The following is a 24,947-nucleotide window of genomic DNA, read 5'->3' as shown; positions in this document are numbered from 1 at the left end:
TGCAAAACCTGTAGGAGCGAGGCTTGCCCGCGAACCGCGGTGTGTCAGAAAAGACGCCTTCGCGGGCAAGCCTCGCTCCTACAGGGGCAACCAACACCGACAAACAATCCACAGAGGTTGAACAATGGCTGTTAATGACGATCGTGCAGGCAGTAAACCGTTGATCGAGACACGTTCGATCGACTATATCCCGGAAGAGGAAAGACACGGTCGTCTGTTGAGCCAGTTCACCCTATGGATGGGTGCCAACCTGCAAATCACCGCGATTGTCACCGGGGCCCTGGCCGTGGTGCTGGGCGGTGACGTGTTCTGGTCGTTAATCGGATTGCTGATCGGGCAACTGATCGGCGGTGGCGTGATGGCGCTGCATGCCGCGCAAGGGCCCAAGCTTGGCCTGCCGCAGATGATCTCCAGCCGTGTACAGTTCGGCGTTTATGGCGCGGCCATCCCGATCGTGCTGGTCTGTTTGATGTACCTCGGCTTCACCGCAACGGGAACCGTGCTTTCCGGCCAAGCGCTGGGCCAGTTGTTTGGCGTCAGCGACAGCGTCGGTATCCTCATCTTCGCCAGTGTCATCGTGCTGGTCACGGTGCTCGGTTATCGGGTGATCCATTTCATTGGCCGTGTCGCCAGCGTCATCGGTGTGATTGCCTTTGTTTACCTGTTCAGTCGTCTGATGAGCCAGACTGACGTTGGCGCACTCCTGCAAATCCGTCACTTCAGCTGGACCAGCTTCCTGCTCTCGGTGTCGCTCGCGGCATCCTGGCAGATCGCCTTTGGTCCCTACGTGGCTGACTATTCACGCTATCTGCCGAGCAAGATTTCCTCGGTGAAAACCTTTTTCGCCGCAGGCGCAGGTTCGGTCATTGGCGCACAGGTGGCGATGATCCTCGGCGTGCTTGCCGCCGCATCGGCCAACGGGCAATTCGCCGGCCACGAAGTGGCCTACATCGTTGGTTTGGGCGGTACCGGTGCCACCGCTGCGCTGCTGTACTTCAGCATCGCGTTCGGCAAGGTCACCATCTCCACGCTGAATTCCTATGGCAGCTTCATGTGCATCGCGACCATCATTAGCGGTTTCCGTGGTCACCTGCAGGTAACGCGCTTGCAGCGTCTGGTCTTCGTGCTGGTCATCGTCGGTACTGCGACCCTCATCGCGTTGCTCGGTCAGCACTCGTTCCTCGGTGCGTTCAAGTCCTTCATCCTGTTCTTGCTGGCGTTCTTTACGCCATGGAGCGCGATCAACCTGGTGGACTACTACTGCATCACCCGCGAGCGCTATGACGTGCCGGCGTTGGCAGATCCGAACGGTCGCTACGGCCGTTGGAACCCCCTCGGTATCAGCGTCTATGTCTTCGGAGTACTGGTGCAACTGCCGTTCATCTCCACCAAGTTCTATACCGGTCCGCTGGTAGACGCCCTGGGTGGTGTGGATATTTCCTGGATCATCGGTCTGGTGCTTCCCGCAGCGCTGTATTACGTGTGCGCAAAAAAATGGCATGGCACCGTACCCGATCAACTGATTCTGCCGGTCGAGCAGGACAGCGTTGTACAACCTAAAACAAGCGGGGCTGGTCGCGCTGCGGCGCAGGCCTGATTGGACGTGGACAGGGCTGGATGCCTCTTGACTGCCGTAAGCCAATTCATGATTAGGAGCGTCACTACAATGAAATCGAACAAGACCCTGCTGACCACATTGCTTTCCATGGGCCTGCTGGCCAGTGCCGGCGCCACTCAGGCGGCTGGTTGGTGCGAGTCGGGCAAACCGGTGAAGTTCGCCGGCCTGAACTGGGAAAGCGCCATGCTGCTGACCGACGTGCTGCAAGTCGTGTTGGAGAAAGGTTATGACTGCAAGACCGACAGCCTGCCGGGCAACTCCATCACCATGGAAAACGCCCTGAGCAGCAATGACATTCAAGTGTTTGCCGAAGAGTGGGTCGGCCGCAGCGAAGTCTGGAACAAAGCCGAGAAGGCCGGCAAGGTCGTCGGTGTCGGCGCGCCTGTCGTGGGCGCTGTCGAAGGCTGGTACGTGCCGCGTTACGTGATCGAAGGCGACGCCAAGCGCAAGCTGGAAGCCAAGGCACCGGACCTGAAAAACATTGCTGACCTGGCCAAGTACTCCGCAGTGTTCAAGGACGCCGAAGAGCCTGCCAAGGGCCGTTTCTACAACTGCCCGGCCGGCTGGACCTGCGAGCTCGACAACAGCGAAATGCTGAAAAGCTACGGCCTGGAAAGCTCCTACACCAACTTCCGCCCAGGTACTGGCCCAGCGCTGGATGCCGCGGTGCTATCGAGCTACAAGCGCGGCGAGCCGATCCTGTTCTACTACTGGTCGCCAACCCCAATGATGGGCCAGGTCGACGTGGTGAAACTCGAAGAGAAGCCAGGCGTGAACAAGACCGTGACTATCAAGGTCGGTCTGTCCAAGACTTTCCACGACGAAGCGCCGGAGCTGGTGGCCGTGCTGGAAAAGGTCAACGTGCCGATCGACCTGCTGAACCAGAACCTGGGACGTATGACCAAAGAGCGGATCGAATCGCCAAAACTGGCCAAGATCTTCTTGAAGGAACATCCTGAAGTCTGGCACGCATGGGTGAGCGAAGACGCAGCCAAAAAGATCGACGCGGCCTTGTAGGTTGAGCCTCTGCGACGGCCGTCAGTGGCAGTCGGATGCTTGATCGCAACCCCTTGATTGAGAGTCTCTTATGTTTCCCGAAAGCTTTACCTTTTCCATCGCCGACTGGGTCAACAGTTGGGTCGATTCGCTGGTCACCAACTACGGCGACGTGTTCCGGCACATCTCCGACACCTTGTTGTGGGCCATCGTCAATCTTGAAGGGCTGCTGCGTGCGGCGCCCTGGTGGCTGATGCTGGCAATCGTGGCGGGCGTTGCCTGGCACGCGACCCGCAAAGTCGTGACCACCGCCGTGATCGTAGGCTTGTTGTTCCTGGTGGGTGCGGTCGGCCTCTGGGACAAGCTGATGCAGACCCTGGCATTGATGATGGTTGCAACCATCATTTCGGTGATGATCGGCATTCCGCTGGGCATTCTTTCGGCGCGCAGCAATCGCCTGCGTTCGATATTGATGCCGCTGCTGGACATCATGCAGACCATGCCGAGTTTCGTGTACCTGATCCCGGTGCTGATGCTGTTCGGTCTGGGCAAGGTCCCGGCGATTTTCGCCACCGTGATCTACGCCGCGCCACCGCTGATCCGCTTGACCGATCTGGGCATTCGCCAGGTCGACGGCGAAGTGATGGAAGCGATCAACGCCTTCGGTGCCAACCGCTGGCAGCAACTGTTTGGCGTGCAACTTCCGTTGGCCCTGCCGAGCATCATGGCCGGGATCAACCAGACCACCATGATGGCCCTGTCGATGGTGGTCATCGCCTCGATGATCGGTGCCCGTGGCCTGGGTGAAGACGTGTTGGTGGGGATTCAGACCCTCAACGTCGGACGTGGTCTTGAAGCTGGTCTGGCGATTGTGATTCTGGCAGTGGTTATCGACCGTATTACTCAGGCGTATGGTCGGGCACGGCATGAGGTGAGCAAATGAACAACGAAGCCATCAGCAAGATCGAAGTCAAAAACGTCTTCAAGATTTTCGGCAACCGTTCCAAGGATGCGCTGGCCATGATTGGCCAGGGCAAAACCAAAGATCAGGTGCTGTCCGAAACCGGCTGCGTGGTCGGCGTGAACGACTTGTCCTTGAGCATCGCCACCGGCGAGATCTTCGTGATCATGGGCCTGTCGGGCTCCGGCAAGTCCACCCTGGTGCGCCACTTCAACCGCCTGATCGACCCGACCAGCGGCGCGATCCTGGTGGACGGCGTGGACATCCTGCAATACGACATGGAAGCCCTGCGCGAATTTCGTCGGCACAAGATCAGCATGGTGTTCCAGAGCTTTGGCCTGCTGCCGCACAAGACCGTGGTGGATAACGTCGCCTACGGCCTGAAAGTGCGTGGCGAGACCAAGCAAATGTGCGCCGAGCGTGCGCTGCACTGGATCAACACCGTGGGCCTCAAGGGCTACGAAAACAAATACCCGCATCAGCTCTCGGGCGGTATGCGTCAGCGTGTGGGCCTGGCCCGCGCCCTGGCGGCGGACACCGACATCATCCTGATGGACGAAGCCTTCAGTGCGCTCGACCCGCTGATTCGCGCAGAGATGCAGGACCAGTTGCTGGAGCTGCAAAAGACCCTGCACAAGACCATCGTCTTCATCACCCACGACCTCGACGAGGCCGTGCGTATCGGCAACCGCATCGCGATTCTCAAGGATGGCCGCCTGATCCAGGTCGGCACGCCAAGAGAGATCCTGCATTCGCCGGCGGATGAGTATGTGGATCGGTTCGTTCAGCGGCGGGCGGCGGTGGTTTGATGATCGTTCCCACGCTCTGCGTGGGAATGCATCCCGTGACGCTCCGCGTCACAATTCGCAGGCTTTGACCTTGCGCTGACAACGGGACGCAGAGCGTCCCAGGCGGCATTCCCACGCAGAGCGTGGGAACGATCAAATTTCGTATGAGGCTCCAGATGTCCCAGGCTGAAAAAATCGTTATCGCCGACGCCCCGCTGCGTTGGCAGGATGTGGTCGCCGTAGCCCGCCATGGCGCACAGCTTGAGCTGTCGCCACAAACTTGGGCGCGGATCGAGAATGCCCAGGCCATCGTCCAGCGCATCGTCGCCAGCGGCGAACGTGCTTATGGCGTCAACACGGGCCTCGGCGCCTTGTGCAACGTCTCGCTCAAGGACGAACAACTCAGCCAACTGTCGCGCAATACCTTGCTCAGCCACGCCTGTGGCGTTGGCGCACCATTGGCCGACGAACAGACCCGCGCAATCATCTGCGCCGCTATTCGCAACTATAGCCATGGCAAATCCGGCATTCATCGCCGGGTGGTCGAAGCCCTGTTGGCGCTGCTCAACCGCGGCATCACCCCGCAAGTGCCTTCTCAGGGTTCGGTGGGTTACCTGACCCACATGGCCCACATCAGCATCGCGCTGCTGGGCGTCGGCAATGTCAGCTATCGCGGGCAAATCGTTTCTGCGCAGCAGGCTTTGGCTGAAGAAGGTTTGCAACCGGTCCAGCTCGGCGCCAAAGATGGCTTGTGCCTGGTCAACGGCACGCCGTGCATGACCGGCCTCAGCTGCCTGGCGCTGGCCGACGCGACGCATCTGGTGCAGTGGGCCGACGTGATCGGTGCCATGAGCTTCGAAGCCCAGTGCGGTCAGATCGCCGCGTTCGATGCCGAAATCATCGCACTCAAACCTCACCCGGGCATGCAGCAAGTCGGCATCAACTTGCGGGCGCTGCTCGATGGCAGTGAAGTGATCGCCAGCAGTAAAGGTTTTCGCACTCAGGATGCGCTAAGCATCCGCTCGATCCCGCAAGTCCACGGTGCTGCTCGCGATCAGCTTGAGCACGCCCAAAAGCAGATCGAAACCGAACTCAATTCCGTCACCGACAACCCGATGCTTCTAGGCACACCGGACAATTTCCGGGTGGTGTCCCAGGCTAACCCGCACGGTCAGTCAGTGGCATTGGCGGCAGATTTGCTGGCCATCGCCATGGCGGAAATCGGCTCCATCGCCGAGCGTCGCCTGGACCGCTTGATCAACCCGCATGTCAGCGGTTTGCCGGCATTCCTGGTGGCCAACCCGGGGGTGAATTCCGGGATGATGATCGTCCAGTACGTCGCCGCTTCCCTGTGCGCGGAAAACCGTCAGTTGGCGCAACCGGCGGTCCTCGACAACTACGTCACCTCGGGCCTGCAGGAAGACCACCTGAGCATGGGCACCAACGCCGCGCTGAAACTGCATCGCGCCCTGGAAAACTGCACGCAGATCCTCGCGATCGAGTACCTGCTGGCGGCCCAGGCGTTTGAATTCCTCAAGGAACAACGCTTCGGCGCTGGCACTGATACAGCCTGGCGTCTGTTGCGCGAGCGGGTCCCGGCCTACGACCAGGACCGCTGGTTGGCACCGGACATCGCCAGTGCCGCCGCCGTTTTGAAAGATCCTGTTTTGCTGCACAGCGCGTTACCAAACTTGAACTGATTTTTACAAAACACCAGCGTGCCAAGGCGCGGCTCCCCAGAAGGCGAGACGCGACGGACAACGGACATCTCCGGAGCGTCTGGTGAGTACTCTTCACCTAAGAGAAGACAAACTCTCAAAAGGAGCACGAAATGACTGCGCTAAACCTTATTCCCGGCCAACTGAGCCTTGCCCAACTGCGTGATGTTTATCAGCAACCGGTGAAAATCACCCTCGACAACAGCGCCTCGGCCCAGATCGAAGCCAGCGTTGCCTGCGTGGAACAGATCCTCGCCGAGAACCGCACCGCTTACGGCATCAACACTGGTTTCGGCCTGCTGGCCTCGACCCGCATCGCCAGCGAAGACCTGGAAAACCTGCAGCGCTCGCTGGTGCTGTCCCACGCCGCCGGTGTCGGCGAGCCGATCAGCGACGCGCTGGTGCGGCTGGTCATGGTGCTCAAGGTCAACAGCCTGAGCCGTGGTTTCTCGGGCATTCGTCGTAAGGTCATCGACGCACTGATCGCCCTGATCAATGCCGAGGTTTACCCGCACATTCCATTGAAAGGTTCGGTCGGTGCATCCGGCGACCTGGCGCCTTTGGCCCACATGTCGCTGGTGCTGCTGGGCGAAGGCAAGGCCCGCTACAAAGGCGAATGGATGGAAGCGACCGAAGCGCTGAAAGTAGCCGGTCTGACCCCGCTGACCCTGGCGGCGAAAGAAGGTCTGGCGCTGCTCAACGGCACTCAGGTTTCCACCGCTTACGCGCTGCGTGGTCTGTTCGAAGGTGAAGACCTGTTCGCTGGCGCTGTGGCGCTTGGCGCCCTGACCGTTGAAGCCGTGCTGGGCTCGCGCTCGCCGTTCGACGCACGGATTCATGCCGCTCGCGGTCAGAAAGGCCAGATCGACGCCGCTGCCGCTTACCGCGATTTGCTGGGCGAGCGCAGTCAAGTGTCCGACTCGCACGAGAACTGCGAAAAGGTTCAGGATCCGTACTCCCTGCGCTGCCAGCCGCAAGTCATGGGCGCCTGCCTGACTCAGTTCCGTCAGGCTGCCGAAGTGCTCGCCATCGAAGCCAACGCCGTTTCGGACAATCCGCTGGTATTCGCCGCTGAAGGCGACGTGATCTCCGGCGGTAACTTCCACGCCGAACCGGTCGCCATGGCCGCCGACAACATGGCGTTGGCCATCGCCGAAATTGGCTCCCTGAGCGAACGCCGTATCTCGCTGATGATGGACAAGCACATGTCGCAACTGCCGCCGTTCCTGGTGGCCAATGGCGGCGTGAACTCCGGCTTCATGATCGCCCAAGTGACAGCGGCGGCACTGGCCAGCGAGAACAAAGCGTTGTCCCACCCGCACTCGGTGGACAGCCTGCCGACGTCGGCGAACCAGGAAGACCACGTTTCCATGGCCCCGGCTGCCGGCAAACGTCTGTGGGAAATGGCCGAAAACACTCGCGGTGTTCTCGCGGTGGAATGGTTGGCTGCGGTCCAAGGTCTGGATCTGCGCGATGGTCTGAAGACTTCTTCGAAGCTGGAAGAGGCTCGCGGGATTCTGCGTGCGCAAGTGCCTTTCTATGAGAAGGATCGCTTCTTTGCGCCGGACATCAACGCGGCGAGCGAGTTGTTGGCGACCCGTTGCCTGAATTCGCTGGTACCGGCGAAGTTGCTGCCTAGCCTGTAACAGCTTTTTCTCTGATGATCGTTCCCACGCTCTGCGTGGGAATGCAGCCCGTGACGCTCTGCGTCACTGGACGCGGAGCGTCCCCAGAGGCATTCCCACGCAGGAGCCTGGGAACGATCATGTCGCCAATAAAAATAATTAAGGACGAGCAATGCAACAGCCAGAAAAGGGTTTGAAACGCGGGCTCTCTGCCCGACATATTCGCTTCATGGCGCTGGGGTCGGCGATCGGCACCGGGCTGTTTTACGGTTCGGCCTCGGCCATTCAAATGGCTGGGCCTGCGGTACTGCTGGCTTACCTGATCGGTGGCGCGGCGGTGTTCATGGTCATGCGCGCCCTCGGTGAGATGGCCGTGCACAACCCGGTGGCCGGCTCTTTCGGCCAGTACGCCAGCACTTATCTTGGGCCGATGGCGGGCTTCATCCTCGGTTGGACCTACGCGTTTGAAATGGTCATCGTCGGTATGGCCGACGTTACCGCGTTCGGTATTTACATGGGCTTCTGGTTTCCGGAAGTCGCCCGTTGGATCTGGGTGCTGGGCATCGTTTCGGTGGTCGGCGGCTTGAACCTGTGCAACGTCAAAGTCTTCGGTGAAATGGAGTTCTGGCTATCGCTGCTCAAGGTGGCGGCCATCGTTGCGATGATCCTGGGTGGCTTCGGCATCATGCTGTTCGGCATCAGCACTGCGCCCGGCGCCCAGGCGACCGACATCAGCAATCTCTGGAGCCATGGCGGCTTCATGCCCAATGGCGTGGGCGGCCTGATCGCTTCGTTCGCGGTGGTGATGTTTGCGTTCGGCGGCATTGAAATTATCGGCGTGACCGCCGGCGAAGCCAAAGACCCGCAGCACGTGCTGCCCCGGGCGATCAATGCCGTACCGCTGCGTATTTTGCTGTTCTACGTGCTGACCATGTTCGTGCTGATGTCGATCTTTCCATGGAAGCAGATCGGCAGCCAGGGCAGCCCGTTCGTGCAGATTTTCGACAATCTGGGGATCAGTTCGGCGGCGACTATTCTTAATATCGTAGTGATTTCGGCGGCGATATCGGCGATCAACAGTGACATCTTTGGTGCTGGCCGCATGATGTACGGCCTGGCCCAGCAAGGGCACGCGCCCAAGGGCTTCGCCCGGTTGTCGCGCAATGGCGTGCCATGGATGACGGTGGTAGTGATGAGTGGCGCGCTGCTGCTGGGCGTGCTGTTGAACTACTTGATTCCGGAGAACGTGTTTCTGTTGATTGCCTCCATCGCGACCTTTGCGACGGTGTGGGTCTGGTTGATGATTCTGTTCACCCAAGTGGCCATGCGTCGTTCCATGAGCAGCGAACAGGTCGCACAGTTGAAATTCCCGGTACCGTTCTGGCCCTATGCGCCGATCGCGGCGATTGCCTTCATGCTGTTCATCTTTGGCGTGCTGGGCTATTTCCCGGACACCCAGGCAGCGCTGATCGTCGGGGTGGTCTGGATTGTATTGCTGGTGCTGGCCTACCTGACGTGGGTGAAACCGGCGGCAGGGAAGGCAGTACCGGTGGAGCGGGAACCTTCTTTTTCTCATCGATAACCTAACGGAGGCCACAGATGAAAACTCTCTGGCAACACTGCCACGTCGCAACCATGGCGCAAGGCGTCTACTCGATCATCGAGGATGCGGCCATCGTGACGTCAGGAGCGCACATTGAGTGGATCGGCCCACGCGCTGAACTGCCGTCGGGCGAGTACCCGGCAGTCAATGATCTTAAAGGGGCCTGGGTGACTCCGGGCCTGATCGACTGCCACACCCACACGGTGTTCGGCGGTAACCGCAGCGGTGAATTCGAACAGCGCCTGCAGGGCGTCAGCTACTCGGAAATCGCCGCGGCCGGTGGCGGCATCGCCAGCACCGTACGCGCCACCCGCGCGGCCAGCGAAGACGAGCTGTTCGACAGCGCCGCCAAGCGTCTGAAAAGCCTCATGCGCGACGGAGTAACCACAGTCGAGATGAAATCCGGCTATGGCCTGGACCTGGCCAGCGAACGCAAGATTCTGCGGGTCATCCGCCGTCTCGGCGCCGAACTGCCGGTCAGCGTGCGCAGCACTTGCCTGGCTGCTCACGCCTTGCCGCCGGAATACGCGGATCGCGCCGACGACTACATTGACCACATCTGCGCCGAGATGCTTCCGGCCCTGGCCGCCGAAGGGCTGGTGGATGCGGTCGATGCGTTCTGCGAATACCTGGCGTTTTCGCCGGCGCAGGTCGAGCGGGTGTTCATCACTGCACAAGAGCTTGGCTTACCGGTGAAGCTGCACGCCGAGCAGTTGTCGTCCCTGCATGGTTCGAGTCTGGCGGCGCGTTACCACGCATTGTCGGCGGATCACCTGGAATTCATGACCGAAGACGACGCCATGGCCATGGCCAAGTCCGGCACCGTCGCGGTGTTGCTGCCCGGCGCGTTCTACTTCCTGCGGGAAACCCAATTGCCGCCGATGGATGCCCTGCGCAAACACGGCGTGAAAATTGCCATTGCCAGTGACCTCAATCCTGGCACCTCACCGGGGCTGTCGTTGCGCTTGATGCTGAACATGGCGTGCACCTGTTTCCGCATGACCCCGGAAGAAGCCCTGGCGGGCGCGACGATTCATGCCGCAACCGCATTGGGCATGGCCGAGACTCACGGCTCGCTGGAAGTCGGCAAGTTCGCAGACTTCGTCGCCTGGCAAATCGATCGTCCGGCCGACCTGTCGTACTGGCTGGGCGGTGACCTGGAAAAACGCGTCGTGCGTCACGGCGTCGAAACAAGCGTTTAGGAGAGCAGTTGTGGATAAGGTTCTGAACTTCAAACAAGGCCGCGTGCCGTTGCTGATCAGCATGCCTCACGCGGGTCTGCGTCTGACCCCTGCGGTGGAAGCGGGGTTGATCCCCGACGCGAAAAGCCTGCCGGACACTGACTGGCACATCCCGCAGCTCTACGAATTTGCTGCCGAGCTGGGCGCCAGCACCTTGGCCGCCGAGTACTCGCGTTTTGTCATCGACCTGAACCGACCGTCTGACGACAAGCCTTTGTATGTCGGCGCCACCACCGGCCTGTACCCGGCGACGCTGTTTGACGGCATTCCGTTGTTCCGTGAGGGCATGGAGCCGTCAGCGGCGGAGCGAGCGACTTACCTGGAGCAAGTCTGGACGCCGTATCACAGCACCTTGCAAAACGAGCTGGCGCGACTGAAAGCCGAGTTTGGCTACGCAATATTGTTCGATGCGCACTCGATCCGCTCGGTGATCCCGCACCTGTTCGACGGCAAGCTGCCGGACTTCAACCTTGGCACCTTCAACGGCGCCAGTTGCGATCCACAGTTGGCCACTCAGCTGGAAGCCATCTGCGCGCGCCACGGCGATTACAGCCATGTGCTGAACGGTCGGTTCAAGGGCGGCCACATCACTCGCCATTACGGCAATCCGGCCGAGAACATCCATGCGGTGCAACTGGAGTTGGGCCAGTGCACGTACATGGAAGAGTTCGAGCCGTTCCGTTATCGCCCGGACCTGGCGGCACCGACTCAGGTGGTGCTCAAGGAATTGCTGCAAGGGTTGTTGGCTTGGGGCGAGAAGCACTACCGGTAACTGATTGTTCCCACGCTCCTGCGTGGGAATGCCTCAAGGGACGCTCCGCGTCCAGTGACGCGGAGCGTCACGGGCTGCGTTCCCACGCGGAGCGTGGGAACGATCGATCAGGACAGTCGCCACTGTGCAAATCTCGGTCGCTACAGTTCGCTTCTACCCTCTCGACGCTGCGTAATGTGCTGGGCACGGTGCACGAAGACACCGGCCCTCACAATAATCTGCCGCACGAGAAAGCTCCCTATGACAAGCACCAAAGGTTTGTTCACCCGCTGTCTCTCAATCCTCTGCGGCACCGCTCTTCTGAGCACCAGCGTCCTGGCCAGTGACGACGCTTCCTGCAAGGCCGTGCGCATGGGCGTGGTCAACTGGACCGACGTGATCGCCACCAGTGGCATGGCCGATGTGCTGCTCAACGGCCTCGGCTACGAAAGCAAGCAAACCAGCGCCGTGCAGCAAATCATCTTCGCCGGCATCCGCGACAAGCGTCTGGACATCTACCTCGGCTACTGGAAACCGGCGATGGACAAAAACATCGCGCCGTTCGTGGCCGCCAATCAGGTGAAGATCATGGACAAGCCGAGCCTGGCCGACGCTCAGGCGACCCTCGCCGTACCGGACTACGTCGCTGCGGCAGGCCTGAAAACCTTCGCCGACATCGCCAAATTCAAGGATCAGCTCGGTGGCAAGATCTACGGCATCGAGCCGGGCAGTGGCGCCAACACCACCCTCAAAACCATGATCGAGACCAATCGCTTTGGCCTGAAGGACTTCAAGCTGATCGAGTCCGGTGAGGCCGGCATGCTTGCCGCCGTACAACGGGCGGTGAATCGCAAGGAGTTCGTGGTGTTCGTCGGCTGGACCCCGCACCCGATGAACATCAACATGAAGATCGCCTACCTGACCGGCAGTGAAGACGTTTACGGCCCGAACGAGGGCGCCGCAACGGTTGCCACCGTGACCTCCCCGGACTACGCCCTGCGCTGTCCGAACGTAAACCGCCTGCTGGAAAACCTGACCTTCACCGCCGCCCAGGAAAGCCAGTTGATGGTGCCGATCATGGAGCGCAAGACGCCTCAGGACGTTGCCAAACAATGGCTGCGTGACCATCCGGAAGATTTGCAGCGCTGGCTGGCGGGTGTCAGCAGCTTCGATGGCAGGGATGGCGTGGCAACCGTTCAGGCCAGTTTGAAACCTTTATGAATGCCTATCCTTTATCCGAACAGATGACCGCGTTCGTCGAGAAAACCGTCAGCTTCAACAGCACCGACAGCAGCCTCACCGGTTTGCGTCAGGCCTACAGCGGGATGTGCCGGGCGTTTACCCCGCCGCGTCCCGCCGGGCTTTATGTGGTCGACTTTGAATTGGCTGGCGTGCCGGTGCGGTCTTATCAACCGCCGGTTTCGCCACCGACCAGCGGTTGCCCGTGCATCGTGTATCTGCACGGCGGCGGTTGGGTGGTGGGGGGCCTGGATTCCCACGACTTCATCTGCGCCGAACTGGCGTCGACGCTCGGTGTGCTGGTAATCGCCGTCGATTATCGCTTGGCGCCGGAACATCCGTTTCCGGCGGCGTTCGAGGATTGTCTGGGTGTCTGGCGCGCGCTACGGGTCGGGCCATTGCGGCTCGATCCCGAGCGAACGCTGGTGGCCGGGGACAGCGCCGGTGGCAACCTTGCTGCTGCGTTGTGTCTGGCGTTGCGCGATGCGGGCGAGCCATTGCCGGCTGCTCAGGCCCTGATTTATCCGGGGCTGGGCGGTGATCAGCGATTGCCATCGCGAAGCGAATGCATCGACGCTCCCTTGCTCAGCACCAGTGATCTGGAGTGTTATCACGCCCTGTACTTGCGCGGCACCCGACGACTAAGTGCCTATGCGATGCCGTTGCTCGCCGAGGATTTCAGTGGCTTACCGCCCGCCCTGATCGCCGTGGCTCAATTCGACCCGCTGCGCGATGACGGCGTGCTCTACGCCGAGCGACTGAACAAAGCTGGCGTGGCAGCGACGCTTTATTACGGGGAGGGCTTGGTTCACGGCTGTCTGCGGGCTCGGGGGCAGGTCGCCGAGGTCGACGCGCTCTATGAAACGCTGCTCGGCTATTTGTCTGAAAAAACGGGCTGAAAAACTCTGACTCTGCAAGGGCATGCTCATTGGCGTAATTCGGGTTTATGATGCCGGACGGCAGAATAATAGAAGTCCCCCCAGGGATGACCTCGACCCCTTACGGAGCGCGCAATGCAGACTTTGTACCCGCAGATCAAACCCCACGCCCGGCACGATCTGGCCGTCGATGAAACCCACACGCTGTATGTCGACGAAAGCGGTTCACCGGAAGGTTTGCCGGTAGTGTTCATCCACGGCGGCCCCGGCGCCGGGTGTGATGCCCAGAGCCGTCGGTATTTCGATCCGAACTTGTATCGCATAGTGACCTTCGACCAGCGCGGTTGCGGTCGTTCCACGCCTCACGCCAGCCTGGAAAACAACACCACCTGGGATCTGGTCGCCGACCTTGAGCGAATTCGCCAGCACCTTGGCATCGATAAATGGGTGTTGTTCGGCGGTTCGTGGGGTTCGACCCTGGCCCTTGCCTACGCGCAAACCCACCCGGAGCGCGTGCACGGTCTGATTCTGCGCGGGATTTTTCTCTGCCGTCCGCAGGAAATCGAGTGGTTCTACCAGTGTGGCGCCAGTCGTCTGTTTCCTGATTACTGGCAGGACTACATCGCGCCTATCCCGCTGGACGAACGCGAAGACTTGCTCTCGGCTTTCCACAAGCGCCTGATCGGCAACGATCAGATTGCCCAGATGCACGCGGCCAAGGCCTGGTCCACCTGGGAAGGCCGAACTGCCACTCTGCGCCCGAACCCGATGGTGGTCGATCGTTTCTCCGAGCCACAGCGCGCGTTGTCCATCGCCCGCATCGAATGTCACTACTTCACCAACAATGCGTTCCTTGAGCCAAACCAGCTGATCCGCGACATGGGCAAGATCGCCCATTTGCCTGGCGTGATCGTCCACGGTCGCTACGACGTGATCTGCCCGCTGGATAACGCCTGGGAACTGCATCAGAACTGGCCGAACAGTGAATTGCAGGTGATCCGTGACGCTGGCCATGCCGCCTCCGAACCGGGCATCACCGATGCGCTGGTGCGAGCCGCCAATCAGATGGCCCGGCGTCTGCTCGACCTGGCCCCTGAAGAAGCATGAAGGGCCTGCTGCAACGCGTGCGTGGTGCGCGAGTCGAGGTAGCGGGGGAGGTGGTTGGCGCCGTCGATCAGGGTTTGCTGGTGCTGGTGGCGGTCGAGCCCGAGGATACTCGGGCCAGCGCCGACAAACTTCTGCAGAAGCTGCTTAACTATCGTGTATTCAGTGACGCCGAGGGCAAGATGAATTTGTCCTTGGCGGATGTAGGCGGTGGGTTGCTGCTGGTCTCACAGTTCACCCTGGCCGCCGATACCAAGAGCGGGTTGCGTCCGAGTTTTTCGACCGCTGCCCCTCCGGCCTTGGGCGAGGAGCTTTTCGACTATCTATTAGGTAAGGCGAAACAGGTGCATGGCACTGTGGCATCAGGTAGATTCGGCGCGGATATGCAGGTGCACCTGGTCAACGACGGCCCGGTAACCTTCCTGTTACAGACCTGAAAGCGCTTGAAACATGTTTTTAAGAGCTTTTCGACTGAAAACAGGCGTTTTCCGCGATAAATACTTTGTTACCCCTGATGCGTTGTAACGCGGCCTACTAGATAATCGCGCGCTACGGGGATCAGCGTTCGTTGGTCCATTTTGACTTAGGTAGAGACTTGTACTGGACCGTTTGGGGAATCATTTAGTCCCATCGGAGTCGGAACAATGCTCGCCAACTTGGCAAGAGTGGTCTGTAGGGTCGGTTTTTTCATTCCGCACACCTCACAGGCACTTTAACTGGCCGTTGGTTTTTTGATCTGTTTTCGGCGAGGGTTGCTCGTGATTGTTAGTCCCTGTAATGCACCAAAATTGTCTGCCAAACGGTTACGAAGCGCTCTGGTAGCGGGCTCTGCACTGCTCTGCCTGCTCAGCGCCGGTCAGCTTTGGGCATTCAATCTGGATGATGTATCGGTCAAGGCAAAAGAACTGGCCGGGCAGAAATACGAAGCTCCGCGCAGTAACCTGCCGAACGAGTTCCGCGAGATGAAATTCGCGGACTATCAAAAAATTCGCTTCCTGACCGAAAAAGCCGAGTGGGCCGATCAGAAAACTCCGTTCAAGCTGTCGTTCTATCACCAGGGTATGCATTTCGATACTCCGGTGAAAATCAACGAAATCACGGCTAACACTGTCGAAGAGATCAAATACGACCCAAGTCGGTTCGATTTCGGCGACGTGAAGTTCGATCCTAAAGCCACCGAACAACTGGGTTATGCCGGTTTCCGTGTGCTGTACCCGATCAACAAGGCCGACAAGCAAGACGAAATCATGACCATGCTCGGCGCGAGTTATTTCCGCGTTGTCGGCAAGGGTCACACTTATGGCTTGTCCGCTCGCGGCATGGCCATTGATACCGCTTTGCCGTCCGGTGAAGAATTCCCGCGTTTCACCGAGTTCTGGATTCAACAGCCAAAACCGGGTGACAAGCAGCTGGTGATCTTTGCACTGCTGGATTCACCACGGGCTACCGGTGCGTATCGCCTGACCCTGCGTCCGGGCAGCGACACCGTTGTCGACGTCAAGGCCAAAATGTTCCTGCGTGACAAGGTCACCAAGCTTGGCGTTGCGCCGCTGACCAGCATGTTCCTGTTCGGCGCCAATCAGCCGTCGAAAGTGCTGAACTACCGTCGCGAACTGCACGACTCCAGCGGTCTGTCGATCCATGCTGGCAATGGCGAGTGGATCTGGCGCCCACTGAACAACCCGAAACACCTGGCGGTGAGCAACTTCGCCATCGAGAACCCGCGTGGTTTCGGCCTGCTGCAACGTGGCCGCGACTTCAGCCACTACGAAGACCTCGACGACCGCTACGACAAACGCCCAAGTGCCTGGATCGAGCCAAAAGGCGATTGGGGCAAGGGCTCCGTCGATCTGGTAGAGATTCCGACTGCCGACGAAACCAACGACAATATCGTTGCGTTCTGGAGTCCGGAAAAGCTGCCTGAGCCTGGCCAGCCGCTGGACGTCGCTTATCGCATGCACTGGACCATCGACGAAGCCGCACTTCACGCACCGGATAGCGCCTGGGTCCAACAAACCCTGCGCTCTACGGGTGACGTGAAACAGTCCAATCTGATCCGTCAGCCGGACGGCAGCGTTGCCTACCTGGTGGACTTTGAAGGTCCGTCTCTTACGGGACTGCCGGAAGATACGGACATTCGCAGCCAGGTCAGCGTTGGCGAGAATGCCGAGCTGGTCGAGAACAGCGTACGTTACAACCCTGAAACCAGGGGCTGGCGCTTGACCCTGCGGATGAAAATCAAGGATCCGGGCAAACCTACCGAGATGCGTGCTGCACTGGTCAAGAACATCGTGACTGCTGATTTGGCCAAAACATCGTTACCGGCGTCCAATTCTTCCGTCGCCAAGGCCGACAAGGTTGCCGCCAAGCAACAAGAGAAGATGGATAAGGAAGCCAAGGAAGCCAAGCAAGCTGAAGCCAAACAAGCCGAAGCCAAGCAAGCCGAGGCTAAACAAGCCGAAGCCAAGCCGGCCGCAGATTCCAAGGACAAGGACAACAAAGACGCCAAGCAGCCAGTCGCTGCCGACGCGGCCCCAGCCACACCGGAATCGGCACCGACTGAAGAAGTCCTGACCGAGACCTGGAGCTACCAGTTGCCTGCCGATGAGTAATTCTCAAGTACAGCCAGAGACTCTTGCCGAGTATCTGGCGCATCTGCCGATGACCGACCAGCAGCGCGCGGAACTCGCGGGCTGCAAGTCCTTCAGCGAATTGCACGAACGCCTGTCGTCCTCGACATTCGACGCGCCGACCGAGGCTGCTCAAGCTTCGGTGGGGCGTCGTTTGACGCTGAACACCGCCGAAGAACTGGCAGACGCCGAAATGCTGGTGCTCGACGCCAGCGGCCGGGTCTGCCTGCGGGCAACCCCGCCGATTCGTCGGACCAAAGTCGTGCCCGAGCCGTGGCGCACCAACATTCTGGTGCGTGGCTGGCGGCGTCTGACCGGTCGCACCAACCCACCGGCCCCGCCGAAAGACGAGAACGTGCTGCCGGCGGCTCGATGGCGCACTGTCGGTTCGATCCGCCGCTACATTCTGCTGATACTGATGCTCGGCCAGACCATCGTCGCCGGCTGGTACATGAAAGGCATCATGCCGTACCAGGGCTGGTCGTTCGTCGACTTGAACGAGGTGCTGCATCAACCGCTTTCGCAGACGGTCACGCAAGTACTGCCGTATGCGCTGCAGACCAGCATCCTGATTCTGTTCGGGATTCTGTTCTGCTGGGTGTCGGCCGGTTTTTGGACGGCGCTGATGGGCTTCCTCGAGTTGCTCACCGGTCACGACAAATACCGCATTTCCGGTAAAAGCGCCGGCGACGAGCCGATCCCCAAGGACGCGCGCACCGCACTGGTGATGCCGATCTGCAACGAAGACGTGCCACGGGTGTTTGCCGGTCTGCGGGCGACCTTCGAGTCGGTCGCGGCCACAGGTGACCTGGATCGCTTCGACTTCTTTGTCCTCAGCGACAGTAACGACGCCGATATCTGCGTCGCCGAGCAACAAGCCTGGCTGGACGTCTGCCGTGAAGCCAAGGGCTTCGGCAAGATTTTCTATCGCCGCCGTCGCCGTCGCGTTAAACGTAAAAGCGGCAACCTCGACGACTTCTGCCGTCGTTGGGGCGGTGATTACAAATACATGGTCGTGCTCGACGCGGACTCCGTGATGAGCGGTGAATGCCTGACCAGTCTGGTGCGCTTGATGGAAGCCACCCCGGACGCCGGGATCATCCAGACCGCGCCACGTGCTTCGGGCATGGACACGCTGTATGCACGCATGCAGCAGTTTGCGACCCGTGTATACGGTCCGCTGTTTACCGCCGGTCTGCACTTCTGGCAGTTGGGCGAATCCCATTACTGGGGCCACAACGCGATCATCCGCATGAAGCCGTTCATCGAGCACTGCGCCCTGGCGCCGTTGCCTGGTAAAGGCGCGTTTGCCGGTGCAATTCTGTCCCACGACTTCGTTGAAGCTGCGCTGATGCGCCGTGCCGGCTGGGGCGTGTGGATTGCCTATGACTTGCCGGGCAGCTACGAAGAATTACCGCCGAACCTGCTGGACGAACTCAAGCGTGACCGTCGCTGGTGTCACGGCAACTTGATGAACTTCCGGCTGTTCCTGGTCAAGGGCATGCACCCGGTGCACCGTGCGGTGTTCCTGACGGGCGTGATGTCTTACTTGTCGGCACCGTTGTGGTTCTTCTTCCTCGTGCTGTCGACGGCGCTGCTGGCGGTCAACACGCTGATGGAGCCGCAGTACTTCCTTGAGCCACGTCAGCTCTATCCGCTGTGGCCACAATGGCACCCGGACAAGGCGATCGCGCTGTTCTCGACCACCGTCGTGCTGCTGTTCCTGCCGAAGTTGTTGAGCATCATCCTGATCTGGGCCAAGGGCGCGAAAGAGTTCGGTGGCAAGTTCAAGGTGACGTTGTCGATGCTGCTGGAGATGCTGTTCTCCATGCTGCTGGCGCCGGTGCGGATGATTTTCCACACCCGTTTCGTCCTCGCCGCGTTCCTCGGCTGGGCCGCGACCTGGAACTCGCCGCAACGTGACGACGACTCCACACCATGGAGCGAAGCGGTAAAACGCCACGGTCCGCAAACCTTGCTGGGCTTCTTCTGGGCCCTGCTGGTGATCTGGCTGAACCCGAGCTTCCTCTGGTGGCTGGTGCCGATCGTGGGTTCGTTGATGCTGTCGATTCCGGTGTCGGTGATCTCCAGTCGAGTCGGCCTGGGCCTCAAGTCCCGTGACGAAAGCCTGTTCCTGATCCCTGAGGAATACAATCCGCCACAGGCATTGCTGGCAACCGACCAGTACACCCACGAAAACCGTTGGCATGCGCTGAACGACGGCTTCATCCGGGCAGTGGTCGATCCTCAGCAGAACGCGTTGGCGTGCTCGCTGGCGACGTCCCGTCACCGTCAGGCCGAGCCGATCGAGTGGCTGCGGATCGAACGGGTTCGTCATGCGCTGAAAGCCGGGCCTGAAGGTCTGAACAACAATGAGCGCGTGGAACTGCTCAGTGACCCGGTCGCATTGGGTCGTCTGCATGAGCAGATCTGGAACGAAGGTCACCCCGAGTGGCTGGAGGCGTGGCGTAAATCGGTGAAGGCCGATCCCCATGCGCCGCTGTTGCCGCTCAAGCCGCTGAGTGCGCAGCCTCAGCTGGCCTAACAAAAAGCCCCGCGAAAGCGGGGTTTTTTTTGCGTCGCCGATCGTTCCCACGCTCTGCGTGGGAATGCCTCAACGGACGCTCTGCGTCCGCTCTGGGGACGCGGAGCGTCCCGGGCTGCATTCCCACGCGGAGCGTGGGAACGATCAAAACAAATCCCAACCAACCCCTTGTGCAAACGAGCGAGTGCGTTAGCATCCGTCCCCGAATTGGTGCGCCCGGACAACTTTCTGTTCGTATCTGCCGGTTTCCTAAGGGAAATCAGCCGCTTGCGCGCCTCACAACGCGATGGTTTTGGGGACTTGAAGATGAAGAAGTATCTCTCGATGCTGCTGGTCGGCGTCACGGCATTGGTTGCAGTCAATGTGGCGCAGGCCGGTGCCATTGATGACGCGGTCAAGCGCGGCACGCTGAAAGTCGGCATGGACCCGACCTACATGCCGTTCGAAATGACCAACAAGCGCGGCGAGATCATCGGCTTCGAAGTCGACATCCTCAAAGCCATGTCCAAGGCCATGGGCGTCAAACTGGAGATGGTTTCCACCGGCTACGACGGCATCATCCCGGCCCTGCTCACTGACAAGTTCGACATGATCGGCAGCGGTATGACCCTGACCCAGGAACGCAACCTGCGCCTGAACTTCAGCGAACCGTTCATCGTGGTTGGCCAGACCCTGCTGATCCGCAAGGAACTGGAAAGCACCATCAAGTCCTATAAAGACTTGAATACCGCCGACTACCGCATCACCTCCAAGCTCGGCACCACCGGCGAGATGGTCGCCAAAAAGCTCATCTCCAAAGCCCAATACCACGGCTACGACAACGAGCAGGAAGCCGTGCTCGACGTGGTCAACGGCAAGGCCGACGCCTTCATCTACGACGCGCCTTACAACGTCGTGGCCGTGAACAAGGTCGGTGCCGGCAAGCTGGTGTTCCTCGACAAGCCGTTCACCTACGAGCCTTTGGCCTTCGGTCTGAAGAAGGGTGACTACGACAGCATCAACTTCATCAACAACTTCCTGCGCCAGATCCACGAAGACGGCACCTACGATCGCATCCATGACAAGTGGTTCAAAGACACCGCTTGGCTCAAGGATATGGAATAAGCCCCACTGCTGATCGTTCCCACGCTCTGCGTGGGAACGCATCCTGTGACGCTCTGCGTCACGCTTGAGAAGGGACGCGGAGCGTCCCGGGCTGCATTCCCACGCAGAGCGTGGGAACGATCATCTGAGAGTCCATAATGAAACAGAAAAAAGCCCAATGGCCATGGCACGTATTAACCGTGCTGGTGCTGATCGGCCTGGCTGGCGCGTTGTATTACGCCACCTCGCTGATGTCTTACGAATGGCGCTGGAACCGCGTGCCGCAATACTTCGCCTATCACGCCGAAGAATCCCAGCGTGCCGCCGACATCTCCACCGTCAGCGAACTGGTACGCAAGGGCGACAAGGCTGAAGTCACCCTGCGCAATGATGCAGGTGCAGAGCAGCACCTGAGCGTCGACGACAACAGCCTGCAAGTCGCCCAAGGTGATGACGTGGCTGAAGGCGACGTGATCGGTGTGACGCGCCATTGGGCGGCAGGTCCGCTGATGTGGGGGCTTTGGACTACCTTGTGGTTGTCCGTGGTTTCAGGTGTGCTCGGTCTGCTGATCGGCCTCGCCACGGGCCTGTGCCGACTGTCGAACAACCCGACCCTGCGCGATCTCTCGACGATCTACGTCGAACTGGTTCGGGGCACACCGCTGCTGGTGCAGATCTTCATTTTCTACTTCTTCATCGGCACCGTGATGAACCTCTCCCGCGAGTTCGCCGGGATCGCCGCGCTGTCGCTGTTCACCGGCGCTTATGTGGCGGAAATCATCCGTTCCGGCGTGCAATCCATCGCCCGTGGCCAGAACGAAGCTGCGCGCTCATTGGGCTTGAGTGCTGGCCAGTCGATGCGCCATGTGGTGCTGCCGCAAGCGTTCAAACGTGTGCTGCCACCGCTGGCCGGTCAGTTCATCAGTCTGGTCAAGGACACTTCGCTGGTATCGGTGATTGCCATTACCGAACTGCTGAAAAGCGGTCGCGAAGTCATCACCACCTCGTTCTCGCCGTTCGAAATCCTGTTCTGCGTGGCCGGTCTGTACCTGTTGATCAACCTGCCGCTGTCGAAGATCGCCAGCCGGCTTGAGCGGAGGCTCGCGCAAAGTGATTGAAGTCCGCGATCTGGTAAAAGTCTTCGACACCCGCGGCCAAGTGGTTCGCGCAGTGGATAACGTCTCCACGCACGTGGCCAAGGGCGAAGTGCTGGTGGTGATCGGCCCGTCCGGTTCCGGCAAGTCGACCTTCCTGCGCTGCCTCAACGGCCTGGAAGCGTTCGACTCGGGCTCGGTGAGCATCGACGGCCTGCAACTGGCCGACCCGAAAACCGACGTGAATGCCTATCGCCGCGAAGTCGGCATGGTGTTCCAGCATTTCAACCTGTTCCCGCACATGACCGTGCTGGAAAACCTCTGCCTGGCCCAGAAAGTCGTGCGCAAGCGTGGCAAGAAGGAGCGCGAGGCCAAGGCTTTGGCGTTGCTTGAGAAAGTCGGAATTGCGCAGAAGGCCAACGAATTTCCGTCACGTCTTTCCGGCGGTCAGCAACAGCGTGTTGCCATCGCCCGGGCATTGGCCATGGAGCCGAAGGTCATGCTGTTCGATGAGCCGACCTCGGCCCTCGACCCGGAAATGGTCGGCGAAGTGCTGGATGTGATGAAAACCCTGGCGGTGGAAGGCATGACCATGGTTTGCGTCACCCACGAAATGGGCTTCGCCCGGGAAGTGGCGGATCGGGTGCTGTTTTTCGATCACGGAAAATTGCTCGAGGACGCTTCACCGGCCGAATTCTTCGATGCGCCGAAGGATCCGCGGGCACAGGGCTTCTTGCGGCAGGTTCTCTAACTGATCGTTCCCACGCTCTGCGCTCATCGTTCTACACAACTCTGTTTTCAAGTATTTTTGAAACTCGAAGAAATGGAGAGCAATGATTGAATTGGGCACAGGACGAAATGAAAACCGCCGACTTGGGTGATGGCCGTTTAAATGCCAGGCTCGCCAGCTTTTTAGGACGCCTAGCCGATCATCCCGGCAACAGCATCCCGACCGCTTGTCGAGGGCTGGCAGAAACCACGGCGGCCTATCGATTTCTTGATAATGAGAAAGTCACGTTCCAGAAGGTGTTGCGGCCCCATCAGGACGCGACCCTGCAACGGATGCAAAGCAGTCCCGTGGTGCTGTTGGCGCAAGACACGACCGAGATGGACAAATGGGTCAATCTCGGTCCCAAAGGAATGGGCACGATCAAGGCGCAGAAGAAGTTTTCTCGACGTCTGCACCCAACCATTGCCTTTACCCCCGAACGTATTTGTCTGGGCGTCGTCGATGCTCAGTGGTGGAGCCGCGATAAACCGAGCCCCCGCCATGAGCGCCGAGATAAAGGGATTGATGAGAAAGAGAGTCAGCGCTGGATTGACAGTTATCAAACCAGTTGCGCGATTCAGGGGCAGCTACCGCAGACCCTGGTGGTCAACCTCGCCGATGCTGAGGGCGATCTGTACGAATGGTTTGTTGATCATCAAGAGTTCAGTCCAGACACCCGGGCCCAATGGATCGTGCGGGCGGCTCAAGACAGGCGCTTGCTGGGGGCTGACAACGGGAAGTTGTGGTCGGCACTGGATCAGGCACCGTCCTTGGGAACACTCAAGGTTGAAGTCAAAGCTCGTCCCCAGCGCCCCGCCCGACTGGCTGATGTCACCTTGCGCGCGGCAACCGTGACCCTGCGTGCCCCCGACAGGCCGGGTTATAAATTGCCCAGCGTCTCGATCAATGCTGTGTTGGCCCGTGAAGAAAACGCCATAGACGGTGTTGAACCTCTGGAGTGGCTGCTGCTGACCAGTCTGCCGGTCACTAGCCTGGAGCAGGCGAGCACCGTGGTTGAGTGGTACGGGGTACGCTGGTCTATCGAAGTGTTTTTCAATGTGCTGAAGAATGGTTGTCAGGTCAGTCGATTGCAGCTGGAGACCGAGGAACGGTTGTTGCCCTGCATTGGTTTGTACCTGATCACGACCTGGCGTGTGCTGTACAGCCTGATGCTGGGACGTGCTTGTCCCGATCTAAGCTGCGAGATGGTGTTTGAGGCTTCGGAGTGGAAAGCAGCCTATATCGTGGTCAAACGGTGCCAACCGCCCACTGCGCCCCCTTCTTTAGGAGAAATGGTTTTACTGGTCACGAGCCTGGGAGGCTACTTGGGGCGTAAAAATGACGGACCTCCCGGCCCCAAGGCCATGTGGATAGGGATGCAACGAATACGTGAGTTTGTCATCGCATTAGACGCCCAGCGTGCGCTCATCGAGAGTTGTGTAGAACGATGAGCGCTCTGCGTGGGAATGCCGCCCGGGACGCTCCGCGTCCCTTCTCAAGCGTGACGCAGAGCGTCACAGGATGCATTCCCACGCAGAGCGTGGGAACGATCAGCCCGGCCGATTAAACCTTGAACCTGCCCACCAGCATCTGCAAATGCGTTCCCAGCCGCGCCAGCTCAACGCTTGCGGCCGCGGTCTCTTCACTGGCTGCCGAGGTCTGCTCGGATACGTCGCGCACGTTCAGCACGCTACGGTTGATCTCTTCGGCCACCGCGCTCTGCTGTTCGGCTGCTGCAGCAATCTGCTGGTTCATCGACTGAATCGCCGAGACGGTGCGGGTGATGCTTTCCAGTGAGCTACCGGCGCGGCGGGTCAGTTCGACGCTGCTGTCGGTCAGGCTGCGGCTGTTGTCCATGATGGTCGCCACTTGCTGGGTGCCGGTTTGCAGGCCGACGATCAGCTCTTCGATTTCTTCGGTGGACTTCTGGGTGCGCTGGGCCAGGCTGCGGACTTCGTCGGCGACCACCGCAAAACCACGTCCGGCCTCACCGGCACGGGCGGCCTCGATGGCGGCGTTGAGGGCCAGCAGATTGGTTTGCTGGGCCACGGATTTGATCACGTCGAGCACGCTGCCAATTTTGTCACTTTCGCGTTTAAGATGACCCATGGCCTCGGTGGAGTTGCCGACTTCTTTGGCCAGGCGTTCGATCTGGGCGATGGCTTCGCCGACCACTTTGTCACCTTCGCGGGCCTGCTGGTCGGCGGCGACCGCGGCTTCGGACGCTTCTTCGGCGTTACGCGCGACTTCCTGCACGGTGGCAGTCATTTCGTTCATGGCGGTGGCCACTTGGTCGGTCTCGAT

General features: G+C 59.9%; 20 protein-coding genes. 19 read left to right on the top strand and 1 reads right to left on the bottom strand.

What is annotated here, in order from left to right:
• Nucleotides 1-124: 124 nt before the first annotated feature.
• The 19 genes from ACYZT5_RS22750 to ACYZT5_RS22660 all read left to right on the top strand — a co-directional run bounded on the left by ACYZT5_RS22750 (nt 125) and on the right by ACYZT5_RS22660 (nt 24,094).
• Complete coding sequence (locus tag ACYZT5_RS22750; protein ID WP_462047506.1) at nt 125-1,597, top strand: purine-cytosine permease family protein; 1,473 nt, start codon at nt 125-127, stop codon at nt 1,595-1,597.
• Between the two features lie 69 nt (nt 1,598-1,666).
• Entirely contained in the window at nt 1,667-2,635 is a 969-nt protein-coding gene (locus tag ACYZT5_RS22745; RefSeq protein ID WP_462047505.1) for an ABC transporter substrate-binding protein, read from the top strand.
• Between the two features lie 70 nt (nt 2,636-2,705).
• Nucleotides 2,706-3,557, top strand: coding sequence for an ABC transporter permease (locus tag ACYZT5_RS22740; protein ID WP_111449402.1), 852 nt, complete (start codon nt 2,706-2,708; stop codon nt 3,555-3,557).
• Nucleotides 3,554-4,384, top strand: coding sequence for a quaternary amine ABC transporter ATP-binding protein (locus ACYZT5_RS22735; protein ID WP_462047504.1), 831 nt, complete (start codon nt 3,554-3,556; stop codon nt 4,382-4,384). The genes ACYZT5_RS22740 and ACYZT5_RS22735 overlap by 4 nt, the downstream gene beginning before the upstream one ends.
• 155 nt (nt 4,385-4,539) lie before the next feature.
• Nucleotides 4,540-6,063, top strand: a complete 1,524-nt coding sequence (gene hutH, locus ACYZT5_RS22730) for a histidine ammonia-lyase (RefSeq protein WP_462047503.1) — start codon at nt 4,540-4,542, stop codon at nt 6,061-6,063.
• 131 nt (nt 6,064-6,194) lie between these two features.
• Entirely contained in the window at nt 6,195-7,727 is a 1,533-nt protein-coding gene (hutH, locus tag ACYZT5_RS22725; protein ID WP_462047502.1) for a histidine ammonia-lyase, read from the top strand.
• Between the two features lie 151 nt (nt 7,728-7,878).
• Nucleotides 7,879-9,288, top strand: coding sequence for an amino acid permease (locus ACYZT5_RS22720; RefSeq protein ID WP_462047501.1), 1,410 nt, complete (start codon nt 7,879-7,881; stop codon nt 9,286-9,288).
• Between the two features lie 17 nt (nt 9,289-9,305).
• A complete protein-coding gene (gene hutI, locus ACYZT5_RS22715; RefSeq protein ID WP_462047500.1) occupies nt 9,306-10,511 on the top strand; it encodes an imidazolonepropionase in 1,206 nt (401 codons plus the stop codon).
• A gap of 10 nt (nt 10,512-10,521) precedes the next feature.
• Nucleotides 10,522-11,322 (top strand): N-formylglutamate deformylase, encoded by an 801-nt coding sequence (gene hutG, locus ACYZT5_RS22710; protein WP_462047499.1) that lies wholly within the window; start codon nt 10,522-10,524, stop codon nt 11,320-11,322.
• 240 nt (nt 11,323-11,562) lie between these two features.
• On the top strand, nt 11,563-12,522 hold the full coding sequence (gene choX / locus ACYZT5_RS22705) for a choline ABC transporter substrate-binding protein (RefSeq protein ID WP_462047498.1): 960 nt from the start codon (nt 11,563-11,565) through the stop codon (nt 12,520-12,522).
• Nucleotides 12,519-13,439, top strand: coding sequence for an alpha/beta hydrolase (locus ACYZT5_RS22700; protein ID WP_462047497.1), 921 nt, complete (start codon nt 12,519-12,521; stop codon nt 13,437-13,439). Before choX ends, ACYZT5_RS22700 begins: the two co-directional genes overlap by 4 nt.
• 114 nt (nt 13,440-13,553) lie before the next feature.
• Complete coding sequence (gene pip, locus ACYZT5_RS22695; protein WP_462047496.1) at nt 13,554-14,525, top strand: prolyl aminopeptidase; 972 nt, start codon at nt 13,554-13,556, stop codon at nt 14,523-14,525.
• Nucleotides 14,522-14,959, top strand: a complete 438-nt coding sequence (dtd, locus tag ACYZT5_RS22690; protein WP_008149496.1) for a D-aminoacyl-tRNA deacylase — start codon at nt 14,522-14,524, stop codon at nt 14,957-14,959. The genes pip and dtd overlap by 4 nt, the downstream gene beginning before the upstream one ends.
• Before the next feature lie 321 nt (nt 14,960-15,280).
• Nucleotides 15,281-17,134, top strand: coding sequence for a glucan biosynthesis protein G (locus ACYZT5_RS22685; RefSeq protein ID WP_462047495.1), 1,854 nt, complete (start codon nt 15,281-15,283; stop codon nt 17,132-17,134).
• Nucleotides 17,127-19,697, top strand: a complete 2,571-nt coding sequence (gene mdoH / locus ACYZT5_RS22680) for a glucans biosynthesis glucosyltransferase MdoH (RefSeq protein ID WP_462047494.1) — start codon at nt 17,127-17,129, stop codon at nt 19,695-19,697. Before ACYZT5_RS22685 ends, mdoH begins: the two co-directional genes overlap by 8 nt.
• Nucleotides 19,698-20,003: 306 nt before the next feature.
• Nucleotides 20,004-20,801 (top strand): transporter substrate-binding domain-containing protein, encoded by a 798-nt coding sequence (locus tag ACYZT5_RS22675; RefSeq protein ID WP_462047493.1) that lies wholly within the window; start codon nt 20,004-20,006, stop codon nt 20,799-20,801.
• A gap of 137 nt (nt 20,802-20,938) precedes the next feature.
• A complete protein-coding gene (locus tag ACYZT5_RS22670) occupies nt 20,939-21,898 on the top strand; it encodes an amino acid ABC transporter permease (protein WP_462047492.1) in 960 nt (319 codons plus the stop codon).
• A complete protein-coding gene (locus ACYZT5_RS22665) occupies nt 21,891-22,625 on the top strand; it encodes an amino acid ABC transporter ATP-binding protein (protein WP_462047491.1) in 735 nt (244 codons plus the stop codon). Before ACYZT5_RS22670 ends, ACYZT5_RS22665 begins: the two co-directional genes overlap by 8 nt.
• A 107-nt stretch (nt 22,626-22,732) precedes the next feature.
• On the top strand, nt 22,733-24,094 hold the full coding sequence (locus ACYZT5_RS22660) for an IS4 family transposase (RefSeq protein ID WP_462047420.1): 1,362 nt from the start codon (nt 22,733-22,735) through the stop codon (nt 24,092-24,094).
• Nucleotides 24,095-24,206: 112 nt separating this feature from the next.
• Here ACYZT5_RS22660 and ACYZT5_RS22655 read toward each other — a convergent pair whose 3' ends face one another.
• A complete protein-coding gene (locus ACYZT5_RS22655) occupies nt 24,207-24,911 on the bottom strand; it encodes a methyl-accepting chemotaxis protein (protein WP_462052295.1) in 705 nt (234 codons plus the stop codon).
• Nucleotides 24,912-24,947: the final 36 nt, after the last annotated feature.

The sequence above is a fragment of the Pseudomonas sp. LB3P14 genome, assembly GCF_054898045.1.
Note: the sequence above shows the minus strand (reverse complement) of the source record. Positions and strands in the feature narration are given on the sequence as shown.